At 41.3% G+C, this 16,896-nt stretch carries 14 protein-coding genes; 8 read left to right on the top strand and 6 right to left on the bottom strand.

Annotation, left to right across the window (positions count from 1 at the left end):
• Nucleotide 1: 1 nt before the first annotated feature.
• The gene (locus LXF01_RS15610; protein WP_233944684.1) at nt 2-1,717 is read left to right on the top strand and encodes a cation acetate symporter; all 1,716 of its coding nucleotides are present in this window, start codon (nt 2-4) and stop codon (nt 1,715-1,717) included.
• Nucleotides 1,718-1,806: 89 nt separating this feature from the next.
• Here the strand turns inward: LXF01_RS15610 and LXF01_RS15605 are convergent, their stop codons facing one another.
• On the bottom strand, nt 1,807-2,181 hold the full coding sequence (locus LXF01_RS15605; protein ID WP_233944683.1) for a hypothetical protein: 375 nt from the start codon (nt 2,179-2,181) through the stop codon (nt 1,807-1,809).
• A 252-nt stretch (nt 2,182-2,433) separates the two neighbouring features.
• On the opposite strand from LXF01_RS15605, the gene LXF01_RS15600 reads away from it, so the two are divergent.
• Complete coding sequence (locus tag LXF01_RS15600; protein ID WP_233944682.1) at nt 2,434-3,129, top strand: ion channel; 696 nt, start codon at nt 2,434-2,436, stop codon at nt 3,127-3,129.
• A 59-nt stretch (nt 3,130-3,188) separates the two neighbouring features.
• Here LXF01_RS15600 and omp33-36 read toward each other — a convergent pair whose 3' ends face one another.
• Nucleotides 3,189-4,064 carry a porin Omp33-36 gene (omp33-36, locus tag LXF01_RS15595; protein WP_233944681.1) on the bottom strand — a complete coding sequence of 292 codons (876 nt, stop codon included), beginning with the start codon at nt 4,062-4,064 and terminating at the stop codon, nt 3,189-3,191.
• A 1,099-nt stretch (nt 4,065-5,163) separates the two neighbouring features.
• Between omp33-36 and LXF01_RS15590 the strand changes: the two genes are divergently transcribed.
• On the top strand, nt 5,164-6,870 hold the full coding sequence (locus tag LXF01_RS15590; protein WP_233944680.1) for a GGDEF domain-containing protein: 1,707 nt from the start codon (nt 5,164-5,166) through the stop codon (nt 6,868-6,870).
• 59 nt (nt 6,871-6,929) lie between these two features.
• Here LXF01_RS15590 and LXF01_RS15585 read toward each other — a convergent pair whose 3' ends face one another.
• Nucleotides 6,930-7,739 carry a toxin-antitoxin system YwqK family antitoxin gene (locus LXF01_RS15585; protein ID WP_233944679.1) on the bottom strand — a complete coding sequence of 270 codons (810 nt, stop codon included), beginning with the start codon at nt 7,737-7,739 and terminating at the stop codon, nt 6,930-6,932.
• 201 nt (nt 7,740-7,940) lie between these two features.
• On the opposite strand from LXF01_RS15585, the gene blaOXA reads away from it, so the two are divergent.
• Nucleotides 7,941-8,792: a class D beta-lactamase gene (blaOXA, locus tag LXF01_RS15580; RefSeq protein ID WP_442781345.1), complete on the top strand. Its 852-nt coding sequence runs from the start codon at nt 7,941-7,943 to the stop codon at nt 8,790-8,792.
• Between the two features lie 201 nt (nt 8,793-8,993).
• Here the strand turns inward: blaOXA and LXF01_RS15575 are convergent, their stop codons facing one another.
• Nucleotides 8,994-9,854: an AbiJ-NTD4 domain-containing protein gene (locus tag LXF01_RS15575; protein ID WP_233944678.1), complete on the bottom strand. Its 861-nt coding sequence runs from the start codon at nt 9,852-9,854 to the stop codon at nt 8,994-8,996.
• A 147-nt stretch (nt 9,855-10,001) separates the two neighbouring features.
• Nucleotides 10,002-12,833, bottom strand: a complete 2,832-nt coding sequence (gene uvrA, locus LXF01_RS15570) for an excinuclease ABC subunit UvrA (protein WP_233944677.1) — start codon at nt 12,831-12,833, stop codon at nt 10,002-10,004.
• A 179-nt stretch (nt 12,834-13,012) separates the two neighbouring features.
• On the opposite strand from uvrA, the gene LXF01_RS15565 reads away from it, so the two are divergent.
• The 3 genes from LXF01_RS15565 to LXF01_RS15555 all read left to right on the top strand — a co-directional run bounded on the left by LXF01_RS15565 (nt 13,013) and on the right by LXF01_RS15555 (nt 14,758).
• On the top strand, nt 13,013-13,396 hold the full coding sequence (locus tag LXF01_RS15565; protein ID WP_180024596.1) for a hypothetical protein: 384 nt from the start codon (nt 13,013-13,015) through the stop codon (nt 13,394-13,396).
• A gap of 134 nt (nt 13,397-13,530) precedes the next feature.
• Nucleotides 13,531-13,869: a GlpM family protein gene (locus tag LXF01_RS15560; RefSeq protein ID WP_078190528.1), complete on the top strand. Its 339-nt coding sequence runs from the start codon at nt 13,531-13,533 to the stop codon at nt 13,867-13,869.
• A 166-nt stretch (nt 13,870-14,035) separates the two neighbouring features.
• Nucleotides 14,036-14,758, top strand: coding sequence for a hypothetical protein (locus tag LXF01_RS15555; protein ID WP_180024595.1), 723 nt, complete (start codon nt 14,036-14,038; stop codon nt 14,756-14,758).
• A gap of 111 nt (nt 14,759-14,869) precedes the next feature.
• Here LXF01_RS15555 and tenA read toward each other — a convergent pair whose 3' ends face one another.
• On the bottom strand, nt 14,870-15,535 hold the full coding sequence (gene tenA, locus LXF01_RS15550) for a thiaminase II (protein WP_078190526.1): 666 nt from the start codon (nt 15,533-15,535) through the stop codon (nt 14,870-14,872).
• A gap of 207 nt (nt 15,536-15,742) precedes the next feature.
• Between tenA and LXF01_RS15545 the strand changes: the two genes are divergently transcribed.
• A complete protein-coding gene (locus LXF01_RS15545; protein WP_180024594.1) occupies nt 15,743-16,828 on the top strand; it encodes a DUF475 domain-containing protein in 1,086 nt (361 codons plus the stop codon).
• Nucleotides 16,829-16,896 lie beyond the last annotated feature (68 nt).

The following is a 16,896-nucleotide window of genomic DNA, read 5'->3' as shown; positions in this document are numbered from 1 at the left end:
GATGAAATGGAATTCATTGAAAGCAACAGCACTGGCGGCTCCCGCTCTGCTCATGTCAAGCATGGCAATGGCAGGACCAGATTTAGGTGAAGCACAGCAACAAGCAACCAACTGGCATGCGATTATCATGTTCGCAATCTTTGTTGGCTTGACCTTGTTTATTACCAAATGGGCAGCGAAGCAAACCACGAACACTGCAGATTTCTATACTGCAGGTGGTGGTATTTCGGGTTTCCAAAATGGTTTAGCGATTGCCGGTGACTATATGTCAGCAGCATCGTTCCTCGGTATTTCCGCAATGGTATTCAGTTCAGGCTTTGATGGCTTGCTGTATTCACTGGGCTTCATGGTGGGTTGGCCAATCGTACTGTTCTTGGTGGCTGAGCGTCTGCGTAACTTAGGTAAGTTCAACTTATCTGACGTGGTGTCATTCCGTCTTGCTGAGAAACCTGTTCGTACACTTGCAGCAGTAAGCTCGCTGGTGGTTGTAGCGTTCTACCTAATCGCACAGATGGTAGGTGCAGGTCAGTTGATCAAACTACTATTTGGTTTGAACTACAACATTGCGGTTGTGATCGTTGGTCTACTGATGATGGCCTATGTAATCTTCGGTGGTATGTTGGCAACGACTTGGGTACAGATCATTAAAGCAGTGATGCTGTTGTCTGGTGCAACCTTCATGGCATTCATGGTCATGAAAGGCGTGGGCTTCAGCTTCTCTGAAATGTTCTCACAATCTATTCAAGTTTTCTCTAAAGTTCACGAAGTTACTTTGGCAGAAGCGGGCAACATTATGGGACCTGGTAAATTGGCTGCGAACCCAATTGATGCGATCTCTCTAGGTCTTGCATTAATGTTCGGTACAGCAGGTCTACCACACATCTTAATGCGTTTCTTCACAGTAAAAGATGCTAAAGAAGCGCGTAAATCAGTGGTTGTAGCAACAGGTTTCATTGGTTACTTCTACCTACTGACTTTCATCATTGGTTTTGGTGCGATCCTTTACGTTTCAAACAACCCACAATTCCTTGATGTAGCGAAAATGGCGGTAACTGGCAAGCTAGAGCTTGTTGGTGGTAACAACATGGCTGCGGTGCATTTATCTGATGCATTGGGCGGTGACTTGTTCATGGGCTTCATTTCAGCGGTAGCATTCGCAACGATTCTTGCAGTAGTTGCAGGTCTAACATTGTCAGGTGCTTCAGCAATTTCACATGATTTGTATGCAAACGTATTCAAGAAAGGTCAAACAACGCCAGAATCTGAACTTCGTATGTCTAAAATCGCGACTTTAGGTCTTGCGATCTTTGCGATGATTTTAGGTATCTTGTTCGAGAAACAAAACGTTGCATTCATGGTAGGTTTAGCATTCTCTGTAGCAGCGTGTGCAAACTTCCCAGTGCTTGTATTGTCGATGTTCTGGAAAGGTTTAACGACGCGTGGTGCGGTGATTGGTGGTGTGGTTGGTCTAGCAACTGCTGTGATTCTAATTGTATTGTCTAAAGCAGTTTGGGTAGATACATTCGCAATCTCTGAAACACCAATTAACCCATTCAATGGTCCTGCTATCTTTGCAATGCCATTGGCATTCATCTGCTGCTGGTTGTTCTCTGTGACTGATAATTCAGCACAAGCACAAGCTGAGCGTAAAGCATTCGATGCACAGTATGTACGTTCACAAACTGGTATTGGTATCTCTGGTGCTTCAGATCACTAATCTGAATCGCCTAAAAAGCCCCCTAATAAGGGGCTTTTTTTATATTTAGTGAATGATATGACGTAGAGGTTTGTAGACAAATCTCTGTCCTATTTGCGTGTATAATTTTCTCCATTGATCGACATTTTCCAATGGCCTTGATCATCTTGATAAGGCGAGCGCTGAATGGTGAATTGTTGAGAGAAATTATCCTGACCGATGCTAAAGCTCTGATCACCAAAACTGCTCAAATGGGCTTTTATTCGCGACTGTTCAGCACCAATGAAGGTTTGGTTGGCAATACTTTTTTCGGTATGTTCTTGATGATGATACGTGACTTCGCCCGACGCTTTGATCACTAATTCACTGTGGTTGTTTTGCCAAGTCCCCACATAATTTTCATGGCCTTTGAGGAGTGGACTGTCTTGTGTACAGGCAGCGAGCATGAGCAGACAGAGGGGCGCAAATACGAGATGTTTTTTCATAATGAAATCTACCACGCAGGAGATTTCTTTAAATGTGCGCCTGAAAACTGAAACTTACAATAGGCTTTTTGAGTCTTATGGGTGATCAAAAAATTGAGGCAGAACAGTATGCATATGTGATGTTTTTCAGGTCACGCTCAACAAATCTTTGCAGTAGAAGAAACTTACTTCATGCTAATTTAAAATCAATCAGTTGATGATACTTTAGATCGATCATTTCAGCGCATGATAAAAATATAGAGATTGAAAATAATGCAAGGATTCGTGGATTTTTGGAAAAGCTTTAGACTTTTGCCCTCAGCATGGCTGTTACTGGTGCAGTTTCTGATCTTGGTTTTAACTGCAATTACCCGAGAAAGCCTGTCTTTTCGTGCGCTGATTTGGGTACTTGGGGTATTGGTGCTGTTGATCATTGCCAAAGTGATTCGTCAAACTCCGATGTTTACGATTCTTGGGCTGAGTTTTGTTGGCTGTGCCGTATTGTTTTCTACTTTGATTATGCTCGGTGTAAATCATCCGAATATTCAAATTATTGCGCATGGTTTTGAAGCCTGTGCGTATTTTAGTGCAGCCTATGGTGTATTGCGCTATATGTTTGCCGATCGCTATTTAACCAAAGATGAACTTTTTGCAGCAGGGGCAGTATTTACCCTCATCGCATGGGGTTTTGCCTTTCTCTATAGTATTTGTCAGCTGATTTATCCGGATAGTTTTGTGAATTCTGCAGAGCCGGGTATGCAGTCGTGGCTAGATCTATTATTTTTAAGTTTTAGTTTGCAGTCTGCCACGGGCTTGTCGGATCTCATGCCTGTGAGTGCGCCAGCACGGGTCTTGGCTATGCTTCAAATGTTCTGTGGGGTGATGTATTTGGCTCTCATCGTTTCACGCTTAATAGCATTGCAATATATTGCCCATTTACCGGAACGCCATGAGCCCAAAGACAAATAATGGCAGAATAAAAAAAGGACGCAAATGCGTCCTTTTTGGTATTCAGTATCTAATATGAATTAGAAACGGAATTTAGCGTTTACGCCAACAGTTTGAGTGTCAAGCGCAACTTCTTCAGCATTAGCATTTACATAGCTAGCACCAACTGCAACAGCAGGAGTGATGAAGTAGTTTACGTTCGCGCCCCAAGCTGAGTCTGGAGTACCAGCAAAGCTAGATTCAGCGTAAGAAGCACCAACGCTTAATTTAGGAGTTACGAAAAGATCAGTTTTGAATTGGTAAGCAGTGTCATCACCGTAGATGATGCCTGATTCGAAACCAATTGCCATGTTAGTATCGTCGATTGCGCCAACATATTTAGCACGTGCAGTGATAGCGTCTTGGTCTTGACCAATAGTCGCAGCTTCTGCAGTAGCTTTAGCAACACCGTTGCCCATAACGTTGAACGCGTCAACAGCAGCTTGGTCAGCAACGCTAGTGTAACCAACAGCAACTAAGAAGTTTTGAGTTGGAAGCGCACCAACTTCTAAAGCATAACGGTCGCCATTGTTGTCAGCGAATTTTTGGTTTTTGCTGTCAAGAATAGTGTGGCTGTAAGACGCGCTTGCATATACAGGAACAACTTTAGTTGGAACATAAGCTTCAGCTTTAGCACCAAAGTTATGAGCAATTACGTCAGTACCTTTTGAACCAACTTCTCCGTAGTTGTAAGCAACAGATACGTTAGAAGCTTGGTTTAAGAATGCAGCTTCTGCTAAAGGACCTTTTGTAGAGTCAACATTTTTGAAGTAGTAAGTACCTTGAACACCACCAATGAAATCTTTGTCATTTGCAGTTGTGTCGATGTATTCTGCTTGGCCTTGAACTTCAAATTGGTAAGCTTGAGCACCGGTCATGGCTAATAATAAAGCAGTGGCTAAACCGAGTTTTTTCATGATTTTCTACCAGTTGTTACAAATGGATTAAACGTTGAGCATTGTATTGTAACAATATATTAAGTCAATGATCCTAAAGGTTATTATTCAGTCTCTGACTCAGATCTTTATTTCATAATAGGAAATTCAGTTTTTACTCTAACTAATAAGTCACTGAAAAAAAATCATTGAGAACAATCAAATAAGTTTGACTAAAGTCGTAATCGAATAAATAGGCTTGAAAAATTACACAACTTTTCGATCTAAAATAACAATCAATGTATTTTTTTTATCTAAAATAACATTTAATCCGAAGGGCAAATTCTAACGCTTTTCACGCATTTGAAGCGATAAATTGCGGCTTTGACTGCCGAATTGTTGGGCAAAAACTGTTTATTTGCATAGTAAATGGACGTTTTTGTTTTAAATATGAGGTCTACTTCACTTAAATGAATATCTTAGTGATAAATTTAATATCCTTGTGAAATACTTGGCTTTACATCAGATTTTATTTGATTCATAATTTGCCAATCGAGTCGTTACACATTTTAAAAGTGTGACTTTGACCCTGATTCTCCATCATTTGTTTTTTATTCGCCCAGCTTTCCCCAAGGTTGGGCTTTTTTTTGTCTAAAAATGGAACTTTACCGCAAAGGTTATAGATAAAACGGTTACGGAATAAAAATAAATGCACTTTTATGGTGCGTAAACTATTGGATTTATCATCGAATTCTGTAGGCACAGACAAAAAAAATCCTGATTTTCATGGAAAATCAGGATTTTTTAGCCAAAATTTTCGGGAAACTAAAATATTCTGCTGAGGAAGAAATCTAGTGTGCCCTAATACGGTGCATTCTGCACCAATTTATTGCAATTGTAAATATTTATTTAAGCAAGTTCATAGAAAAATTTATTCCTTTCAAATATGTTGCTGTTTTTTTTAGCGAATTATCTCGTTTTAAAGTGATAAAAATGTGACAGGTTAAACACATTTGTATAGAATTTAGAGGTATAAATGTTCACTTTACAAATTAATAAATTATTGATCATTAATTTAAATATTCCCGCGTTTAGTTGAGCAGTGGGTTGGGGTATGCAACAAGTGTGGGGCATAAAATAGATGGAAACATTACGAACAGAGCATATTAGTAAGCGCTTGCAACTTGCGATGCTAGTAATCGTCTTGTCTATCGTATTTATCAGTGTTCCATTGATTGTGAGCAGCAATCAAAACTACCTCAAAAGTGCCGAAGCGCTGAAAGAAATTCAGATGCTGAAAATGGTGGCAGATTTAACCAACCAAATTTCCCGCGAACGTGCGCCAGCTAACAGTGCAATGTCGAGTCAAGGTGAGCAGCGCGAGCAAAAAATTATTGAGTTGGCTGAATATCGTCAAGGCGTCGATCAGCAATATCAAGACACACTGAAGGTTTTAAAAGAAGCTGGCTTTGCACCGATCGCCCAGCAGTTAGAGTCCAATTTATATCCGTATTTGTTGCAGGGTCGCAAAACGGTCGATCAATATATTGCGCTGCCGACACAACAGCGTGAAGCTAAAAAATTGGATCATGCCATTTTGGCGATGTTTCAAGCTTGGGATCAAAGCTATATTGCCTTGCAGAAATTGGTCAATCATTCACATGGTAAAGATACCCGCGTATCGAATTATTACACGCTGATTTTATTACTGGCAGAATTACGTGATCAGGCGGGACGAGTCGCATCAAACATTATGGCTGCGGTATCGTTTCAACAGGAAATTCCAGAGCAAAATTTAGCGCGGACTTTACAAACCCAGCGTCAAACACGCTATTTGTGGGAATTGATCAATGTCGTGCAGTCCGAACATGATAAAACACCCGAGTTTAAACAGTTACATCATGCGGTACGGACGGAATTTTTAGATAAAGGTTTACCGATTATCGATGGTTTGGCGCAAAAAAGTCTTCAACATCAGCGTTATCACATGGATGGTACTCAGCTCACTGATGCAATGGTGGATAAATTTGTCACAGTGGTGGAATTGCAAAGTTATATTTTAGATTACAGCCTAAAAGTGGCTGCGGACGAACGACGTGAAGCGCGAAATAAATTGATCTTTACGCTTTTTCTCTCGCTCGTTTCATTACTGACTGCTGTATTAACCATGTTCTATGCCAAGAAATGGGTGTTTGAACCTTTAATTCGTGCACGTAATCAGTTATTTAAGCTGGCTCGGCACCGACAAATTGATCAAGGTGTGATTGAGCCCAGCAAATTAGGTTATCTCAGTTTATTTGACGCCATTCGGCATATTGAAAATATGCTGGAACAACGTGATGCCTTTGAATTTCAGCTTAAACATATTGCCAATACCGACTCACTCACCAATGTCGCCAATCGTTTTGCTTTAGATGAATATATTAAATTTCGTGATAGCCAAAGTTCAGGTTTTTTACATACAGCATTGATCGTGATTGATATCGATCACTTTAAACAGGTGAATGATCGTTATGGGCATATTGTTGGCGACTTGGTGATTCAACATGTTGCCAATCAATTACGCCAACATATTCGTTCATCCGACTTGATGGTGCGATATGGAGGAGATGAGTTTTTAGTCCTGATTGAAGGGATTGATATGCTCAAAGCCCAGCACATTGCCGAAACCATACGGCACGATATTCAGCAGGTGAATTTCAATTTGGCAGAAGACGAAGCCGATCTCATCGTGACGGTGAGTATTGGTGTTGCTGTTGGCGCAGAAAGCTGGATCGATTTATTAGAGCGCGCAGACCAAGCGTTGTTTAAAGCCAAAGCTGCGGGGCGTGATCGTGTTTCAGCCTAAACGCAGCTTGGTATTCATAAATAGCTTGGTAGATTCATAAAGTTAGCCAGAAAAATCAATTAATCTTCATCTTTATATAATTTATTGCAGGCTTGTTGGTTCATTTGACTACCATCTTCATTCCAACACTGGGCTTGGGTAATTTTGCCTAAATCGTACTGAAGCACCGCTTCAGGTTGCCCATCGTCATACCAAATTTTATAATTGTTATGACGAACGCCATTACGATAATAACCTTGGCGTTCTAGTTTGCCGTTTTCAAACCACATTTTCAGCTCGCCAATCAGTTTATTGTTCTGAAAATTGGCATAGGTCCATGGTTTACCATTACTGTACCAGCGTTGGCGCAGGCCATTTTCGAGACCATTTTTATAATTTTGAGAAAAAGCCAGTTGCCCATTTGGATGCCAAATTTTGTAATCCCCCTGAGATTCACCATTGCTGATGCTACTTTCTTGCTCTTTTATCCCATTGGCAAACCAAAACTCAAGTTTGCCTTCGTACACTCCATTTTTATAGGCAATACGGCTACGGGGTTTGCCGTTGGGGAAGAAACTTTCAAATACGCCTGAGCCTTGAATGCCATCTGGAAAGTGAATTAAATGTTCACATTCACCATTTTTAATTTTGCTGTTGCTCAGAAAGATGGTGGTCAGGGCATTGCCATTGGCATAGACATATTGATTTTCATAGATCCCTTTGTGTGAAGTCGGGGTACTGAGGGCTTTACACTGCGGCTTATCTTTCCATGGGCTAAGATCGGGGTCTTCTTGTGAGACAAACAGCACCATGTATTCATTCAGATAGCCATCGGCAAAGCTATAAATTGGAAATAATAAGAGGCTGAAACTTAAGATAAATTTATTCATTGTTAGTATGCTTTTATATTTTAAAAAGTTAAAAATATTCGTTGTTGAGTCCACGATAGGCGTCATCATAAGGATGTTTTGTTTAAAAATAAATAGTCGATACGTTGAGTTTTCGACAGATAGAAGACTGTTGAAAAGTAAACAATTCAGGTTTGAACTTCATCTTATACTATGGACTTTAAACACCATAAAAATAGTGCAATGAAAAAAATATATTTATCGTTGATGACTGTCTTGAGTTTGACGGCATGTACAGCAAATGAAGGCATGTTGGATTCATCTCAACACTTAAAACAAACCGCTCAAACCAATTTAGCAAATTCACGGGTGAGTGAGATTCCGTCTTTATTTAATCAAGCACAGACACAGGCGGTATTTGTCACATTTGATGGTCAGCGTTTGAGCCATTATGGCAATGACTTACAGCGTGCCCACACCGAATACATTCCCGCATCTACTTTTAAAATGTTAAATGCATTAATTGGTTTGCAGCATCAGAAGGCGACAGCCACTGAAGTTTTTAAATGGAAAGGTGAAAAACGTGCTTTCCCGTCATGGGAAAAAGACCTGACTTTGGGTGAAGCGATGCAAGCGTCTGCGGTTCCTGTATATCAGGAACTGGCAAGGCGAATAGGTTTGGCGTTAATGCAACAAGAAGTCAAACGAGTCGGTTTTGGCAATGCTGATATTGGCAAACAGGTGGATCATTTTTGGTTGGTTGGGCCGTTAAAGATTACACCTGAACAAGAAGCTCAATTTGCGTATCAGCTTGCGACAGAGAAATTACCGTTTGGTGTCGCGGTGCAAAGGCAAGTCAAAGACATGCTTTATATTGAAAGTCGTGGCGATGCAAAGTTGTATGCCAAGAGCGGTTGGGGCATGGATGTGGAACCTCAAGTCGGTTGGTATACCGGTTGGGTGGATGATGGTCATGGCAAGATCACGGCGTTTAGTTTGAATATGCAGATGGCGGCAGGGGATGATGTGGCGGAGCGTAAGCAGTTAACTTTGGATGTGTTGGATAAGTTGGGTGTGTTTCATTATTTACGTTAATTTTTTGAATTTTGAATTTTGAATTTTGAATTTTGAATTGGCACGTCCTCGCTTTGCATTAGGTTTTAGCTTCCATTGCGTAGGATTTATCTTACTTTTGTAAGCACAAAAGTAAGCAAAATGCTTTTGTTTGACTGAGGGCACATCCGTGCTGCCCCAGTCAAACGGGCGACATCCATGTTGCCGTCATGTGATTGAATTTCAGTTTTGATCTTTGGTTTTATCAATTAAATAGTTAATAAAGTTTGTGCATGCAATGAGCATAAATTTCGCATCTATATAAGTTAAATTCGATTTTTCAAGCATGGCATGGCGGATACCATCTCCATCAGAAGTGTACCCATAGAGTTGACTTAAACTTTTCTTTAATGCTTCATGTAATCCATATTTATCTTCAATAAGTTTTAAAGCTTGACCTAAACTTGCTTTATCATTTTTCGTGACGATCTTACAAATAGATTCGACGGAACTAATGGACTCTTTAATTGAATTTCGATAATCAGGATTTTGACGATCTGACATCAATTTGAGAGCTTGATTTAAATGTTGTTGAACACCTGAATATGGATTGGTTTTTGCTAAAGCTTCTTCGATGGATTGGATTTCTTGTTCGGATGTAATTGGTGTTATTTCGTCATTTATAATGCGATAAGCACTATTTTCTCTTTCTAAAGCATTATTGATAAAGCTTATAAAAGTTGCTTTATATCTGCCTTGTAATAGTTGGTTTGGCAAATACTTAATAGTAAATTCAATAAAATCATAAATCTCATACCACTCTAATTTTTTGAAAAAATAATCACGGATTAAGTTTGTAGTATCTAAAACAGTATCAGGGATTTCATCAATTGGCTTTTTAAATAAATGTGCCCAATATGATCTGAATAAAGGGTAAAGAGTGTAATTTTTTACAGATGGATAAAAACTATCACTAAATTTTCCTTGTTCTAAGATGATTTGATGATAGGCATTCCACAGTGCATTCTTTAAGTTATCATCAATACTTTCTTTCTGAATAATTTCTCGAACAGGTTTATATCCATATCTCTCTGAAAAACGCATTATTTCCCCCCAAAATTTTAATCTTATATTTTATTTTTAATCTCCCCTAACCCCTCTTTTTCAAAGAGGGGAACAGCATTTTGCTGGTAATGGAAACTCCCTCCTTTTTAAAGGAGGGTTGGGGAGGATTAAGTACAATAAATCGCGTTATTTCAACATCGGCTTTAAGAACTTCGCTGTATGCGACACTTTATTCTTAGCAACAACTTCAGGTGTACCTTCGGCAATAATCATACCGCCACCTGCACCACCTTCAGGGCCTAAGTCCACAATCCAATCGGCCGTTTTAATCACATCCAAGTTATGCTCAATTACCACGATGGTATTGCCCTTATTACGTAGCTCATGCAGGATGTCGAGCAATTTGGCAATATCATGGAAGTGTAGACCTGTCGTCGGTTCATCAAGCACGTACAAGGTTTTGCCTGTATCACGTTTCGCCAACTCACGTGCCAATTTCACACGCTGCGCTTCACCACCTGAAAGTGTGGTTGCAGACTGACCCAAACGGATATAGCCCAAGCCTACTTGGTTCAAGGTTTCCAAACGACGGTGAATCACAGGAATGGCATCGAAGAAATGCATTGCATCTTCAACTGTCATTTCTAACACATCAGAAATGTTACGACCTTTATAGCCAACTTCTAAAGTTTCACGGTTATAGCGCTTGCCGTGGCAGGCATCACAAGGTACGTACATATCAGGTAAGAAATGCATTGCGACTTTAATCATGCCGTCACCTTCGCAGGCTTCACAGCGACCACCTTTCACATTAAATGAGAAACGACCTGCGGCATAACCACGAGCCTTAGCTTCAGGTGTTTGCGCAAACAGTTCACGAATTGGGGTAAACAAACCGGTGTAAGTTGCAGGGTTTGAACGTGGTGTACGACCAATTGGGCTTTGGTCAATATCGACGACTTTATCGAGGAACTGTAAGCCATCAATCGAGTCAAATTTTTCCGCAGTCAGTGTGGTTGCACCGTTCAATTGAGTTGCTGCAAGTGGCAATAATGTCCGGTTAATCAGGGTCGATTTACCTGAACCCGACACACCCGTTACACAGGTCATTACCCCTAAAGGAATGGTCAGGTCGACATTTTTTAGGTTATGACCCGCAGCGCCCATTAACTTGATTTGTTCTTCAGGTTTGGGTGGCTGTACACGTTGCTTTGGAACTTCGATTTTTAACTTGCCTGATAAATACTGACCTGTCAGTGAGTCAGGGTTTGCCAAAATTTCATCATAAGTTCCTTCGGCAATGACATGACCGCCATGCACACCTGCACCCGGGCCAATATCAATAATATGGTCGGCCGCTCGAATAGCATCTTCATCATGCTCAACGACGAGCACGGTATTACCAAGGTCACGTAGGCGAACTAAGGTTTCAAGCAAGCGGTCATTATCACGCTGATGTAGACCAATTGACGGTTCATCGAGGACATACATCACGCCCATCAGACCCGCGCCAATTTGCGAAGCCAAACGAATACGCTGAGCTTCACCACCCGACAGTGTTTCTGCCGAACGCGATAAACTTAAATAGTTCAAACCGACAGAGACTAGGAAGTGCAAACGTTCACGGATTTCTTTGAAAATCTTGTCGGCAATTTCGCCTTTGGCACCGCTTAAGTTGAGGTCTTGATAATAGCTTTCAGCATCGCCAATCGACATCTTGGTGATTTGCGCGATGGTTTTATCTTTAACTCGGACATGGCGTGAAATTTCATTGAGACGTGAGCCACCGCAAGCATCACATGCGGCATTTGACAAATACTGTGCTAAATCTTCACGTACATAGTTCGACTCCGTTTCACGGTAGCGACGTTCTAAGTGCGGCAAAATCCCTTCAAACGCTTGTACACGTTTGTGCGAACGACCACGCTCATCAATATAGCTGAGGTCAACTTTTTCCTTGCCTGTACCATAAAGGAATTTCTTTTTGGTGTCGGCATCGAGTTCATTCCACGGTGTGTCTAAAGAATAACCAAAATGATCTGCCACTTTTTGGATCATGCTATAGTAATACGGACGTTGACGGTCCCAACCGCGAATCGCCCCTTGGCTAATCGAAACTTCATTATTGGGAATCAATTTGTCAGCACTAAAATGGCTGCGTGTGCCTAAACCATCACAAACAGGGCAGGCACCGAATGGATTGTTGAAGGAAAATAGACGCGGTTCGAGTTCACCTACGGCACGTTCACATTCAGGGCAGGAGTGTTTCGCAGAGAAGACACGGTCTTCTTGTTCGCCTTTCATCCAAGACAAAATGGCAATATCACCGCCCATGCGTAAAGCCGTTTCAAAACTTTCTGCAATCCGGTTGCCAAGATCATCACGTACTTTAAAACGGTCGACCACCACTTCAATGGTGTGCTTTTTCTTTTTGTCTAATTCGGGTGGTGTATCGATATCAATAACTTCACCATCGACACGGGCACGGACAAAACCCTGACCTTGTAATTGTTCAAATAAGTTGGTGTATTCACCCTTACGGTCACGGACCACAGGGGCAAGCAACATAAGCGCCGTGCCTTCTTCTAGACCTTTGACGGTATCGACCATTTCAGACACAGTCTGAGCCACCATCGGGAGGTCATGTTCAGGACAATACGGCGTGCCGACACGGGCATAGAGTAGACGTAAATAGTCGTAAATTTCGGTGATTGTTCCCACTGTTGAGCGTGGGTTGTGGCTCGTTGATTTTTGTTCGATGGCAATCGCAGGACTCAAGCCTTCAATCGAGTCAACTTCGGGCTTTTCCATTTGCGAAAGGAATTGGCGTGCATAGGCAGATAAGGACTCAACATAGCGACGTTGACCTTCAGCATACAAGGTATCAAAAGCCAAAGAGGACTTCCCTGAACCAGAAAGACCCGTAATGACCACAAACTTGTCGCGTGGAATATCGAGTGACACATTTTTTAAGTTATGGGTACGTGCGCCTCGAATACGGATATGGCTTTGGCTCATGCAAGGGGTCCTAAAATATTCATCGAAAAACCTATATATGATAGCGCATGAAAAATGTTCAAGTGTAATTTAAACCTAGATTTATGCGTGACTTTGTGAGAAAAATGGCCGAATCAAAATATAGCTGTCTGTGCCGATGCCCTAAAACATCTGCAAATCAGCAATCTAGGACTTTTAACATGAAATGGCAACTTCATCTCAATCCAACATTAGGTGTGATGGGTTTATTGATGTGTAGTATGTTTTTGAGTGCATGTACCCCGAACCACACACCGAAAGCGCAAAAATATGACAGCTTAGAACAAGCAACTTTGGCGCTGAATACCGAAAGTGAAAAAATTGATCTGTATATTGCGAAATTAGGTCAAGCCAAAACAGAAGCTGAAAAAAAGCAGCTGGCTTGCGAAAAAATTCCTCAACAGTTTGATTTGGTTTTGGCGATTGTCGAAAACAATCAACATTTGATGAGCGCTGAAGATTTAAAAGTTCAAGCGCAGTTTAAGCAAATGGCTGAGCAACAAAAGGCGCGCTTTACATCTAGCCTATGGTGTAAAGGTGCATAAATATAAAAGCGCTGTGACTGTTTTGAGTTCATCGTTTAAATCTCCTGTGTCATGCGCATAACAATCCATTGGAAAACCTCAGCACTATCGCAGAAAAGGCGTAAAATGCAGTTTTCTCGAAACTTTAGAATGCCATGTTGTCCTTATTTCTCAAAAGCTTAATGGGTGCCTTTGTTGTGGTATTAATTGCTTTGCTGTCTAAAAGTAAGGCGTTTTATATTGCAGGTTTGGTTCCATTGTTTCCGACTTTTGCGTTGATTGCTCATGTCATTGTTGCAAATGATCAGGGTGCAGCCGCATTACAAAAAACAGCACTGTTTGGACTCTGGTCTCTCATCCCATATTTCATTTATTTGTTGATGGTGTACCTGCTCGCAACACGTATGAGTTTAACGGCATGTTTGAGTGTAGCAACGTTGAGTTGGGTACTTGCTGCGGCTGTTTTAATTTATGCATGGCAGAGTTTTCAGTAAGCAGCAAAGCCAATATCGGTACTGATTCAGATCATTTATAAAACTATAGATTTGGCTAAAATTATGATGAATTTCCAATCGTTAAATGTGTGATTTTAAATGTAAGTATTTGAATATTTAATTATAATTCTGACAGAACAGCAAATAATCATGATAAGAGCAAATAATGTTAAAACAATTTTGGGTGATCATCTGCCTCATGTTTTCAAGCCAAATCCTGTGGGCTGAAGACAGTCAAATCCTCGCGTTTGAACAGTTTATTGACCCGGTAGCCGAGCAGCGTTATAGCGTGAGCGTGCCTGCGGTCGCGCAAAATGAACAGCTATGGTCTGTGGTATATATGGTGCTACAAACCAACCAAGTCCCTGACAATACCGTATTGGACTTTAAAGTCGTTCCCCAAGGCTTATTATTGAAAAATAATCCTGCACAAAAAATACAAGAGTATGCTTTTGACGGCGTGCAGTTGGCACAGAAAAAAGACTATGTACTGTCCCAATTTTCCGATTTGAGTGAGCAACTGGAAGATCAAACGGGCAAGAAAGTGCAGGATGCATCAATCTTTGATACCAGTCGTGCCCATGTATATGCCCGCGTCGAAGATTGGGTGCCTGACTATAATGCACAAGCAACTCAACTGAATATTGAACTGGGTAAACTCAATGAAATGCAGGTGAAAGGGCTGTATCTGATTTTAGGTAAAGGTGAAAAGCCCAAAGATTTATTGGCCATTGCTCAACTTGATCCGATGATCAAATCACAATTTCATTCAGAAGAAATGCAGGAACGCAAAGCAGCGCGCAGTGAATTGCGTGAAGCACGTTTTGCGATTTTTTTGGTGATTATCGCGATGGGGATTTTCCTCGGATGGTATCGTTTTAAACGCTAATACACTGAATGATCTTGCAAGGTCATTCTAAACACCAAATCCAACCGTATTAAAAAAAGGATCTAAAAGTAATTTTAGATCCTTAAATTTTTATACAATTTAATCAAAGGTTTATTCAACGGGCCATGTCCGCTGTTGATACGCGCTGTCCCAGAACATCCATTCTAATTTTGCGCCGTTCGTATAAGCCGCATGCATTTTTTCAAGTGTATCTGCATCGCAGCGGGCTGCCACTCGATCAATGGTTTGAATCACGTTTTGTACAGCAGTATTGAAGTCTTCACCTGAGTAGGTGTCGATCCATGCTTGGTAAGGGTTATTTGGCACAGATTGGCTTACAATGGCTTTGCCGACTTCCGCATAGATCCAAAAGCAAGGCAGGAGTGAGGCAAGGACCACAGGGTAACTTTCTGACCATGCTGTCGCTGTTAGAAATGAAGTGTAATGATGGCAGGCAAGGGTCAGTGGGGTATTTTCAAACTGTTCTTTGCTGATGTTGAAACCTTGCATAAAGTCATTGTGCAGACTGCGTTCCACCACGATGGCAATTTTTGCCGCTTCAGAAAACTGAATCACATCGTCGGCATCAAATGCCTTGGCTGCACACACTGCAAGTGCACGACCATAGGCCAATAAATAATGGGCATCCTGAATGACATAGTGACAAAAGGCGTCGCGGCTTAAGCTGCCCTGAGCCAATTCCTGATTAAACGGTAGATGGAGTATCTGCTGATATAACGCGGTATTACGTTGCCAAACTTCTTCAGAAAAACGCATTGAACATTCCTGTCGTTAAAAATGAAAGACGGGTCTACACCATGATGCGATGTAATTGAGAGACTCCATCTTAGAGTGTTTATTCAAAATGTAACGAATAATTTTTGGTTTCAATCCTGAAAAGCGGCATAATTGCGCCATAAACTTAGCTTCAAACTGGGTATTCCCTCATTTTGAAATCTTATTGAATGAATAGGTCGATCTATCATGATGAAACATTTTGGTTTCTCAATCGTCTTTACGATCGTGTGTCTTGCTATTTCTGCATATTGGGGGCTGAATCATGGCCCAAATGCAGGCGTGCAAGCCATGCTGACAGCACTGACCATCACTGCCATTTTAGCGGTGATGGAAGTGTCTTTGTCTTTTGACAATGCCGTTGTCAATGCATCTGTACTCCGTGGTTGGGATCATTTTTGGAAAATGATTTTCTTAACCGTCGGGATCGTGATTGCTGTCTTTGGTATGCGTCTGATTTTCCCAATTGTGATCGTGGCTGTTACTGCAGACATGGGTGCAATGGAAGTGGTGCAATTGGCGTTGAATGATCCAATTCAGTATTCAGCTAAATTGATGGCCCATCATGCAGAAATTGCGGCCTTTGGTGGTGCTTTCTTATTATTGGTGTTCCTGAACTTCTTCTTAGATGAAGGGAAAGATACCCATTGGTTCCGTTGGTTAGAGCGCCGTTTAGCTAATCTTGCAAACGTTCCTGCGATGTCCGTGTTTATTGCCCTAATTGCGTTATTGGTAATGGCAGCAAACGTGGCTGAAGCTTCTCGTTTAGCGGTAGTGATGGCGGGTATTTGGGGGATCGTGGTATATATCGGTGTCCAAGTACTGAGTCATTTATTGGGTGGCGAACCTGAAGTCGATGAAAACGGTAATGCGGTTGGACATGACGCAAATGGCGTACCGACGGGCGTGATCAAAGCAGGTTTTGGTGGTTTCCTTTACCTTGAAGTACTCGATGCCTCATTCAGTTTTGATGGTGTGATTGGTGCATTTGCGATTACCTCTGATGTGGTAATCATTATGCTCGGTCTTGCTATTGGTGCTATGTTCGTGCGTTCAATGACCATTTACTTAGTGGATAAAGGCACGTTAGATGCTTATATCTTCCTTGAACATGGTGCGCATTATGCGATTGGTGCTTTGGCCTTCATTATGTTGGCGAGTGGCACAGGTCTTCATGTCCCTGAAGTGGTAACGGGTCTAATTGGTGTGGCATTTATTGTTTGGGCTGTGATTGCCTCAATTCAATATAAAAAGCGTCAAGAAAATCTAGGCTAATTTAAATTTGCCTAAAATCTCCCAAAAAGCGCAGCGTCAGCTGCGCTTTTTATTTGTCCAATCATCAG

The sequence above is a fragment of the Acinetobacter sp. SH20PTE14 genome (genome assembly GCF_021391555.1).
In the GTDB taxonomy this organism is placed as follows: Bacteria; Pseudomonadota; Gammaproteobacteria; order Pseudomonadales; family Moraxellaceae; genus Acinetobacter; species Acinetobacter amyesii.
This window is presented reverse-complemented; position numbering and strand designations above follow the sequence as displayed.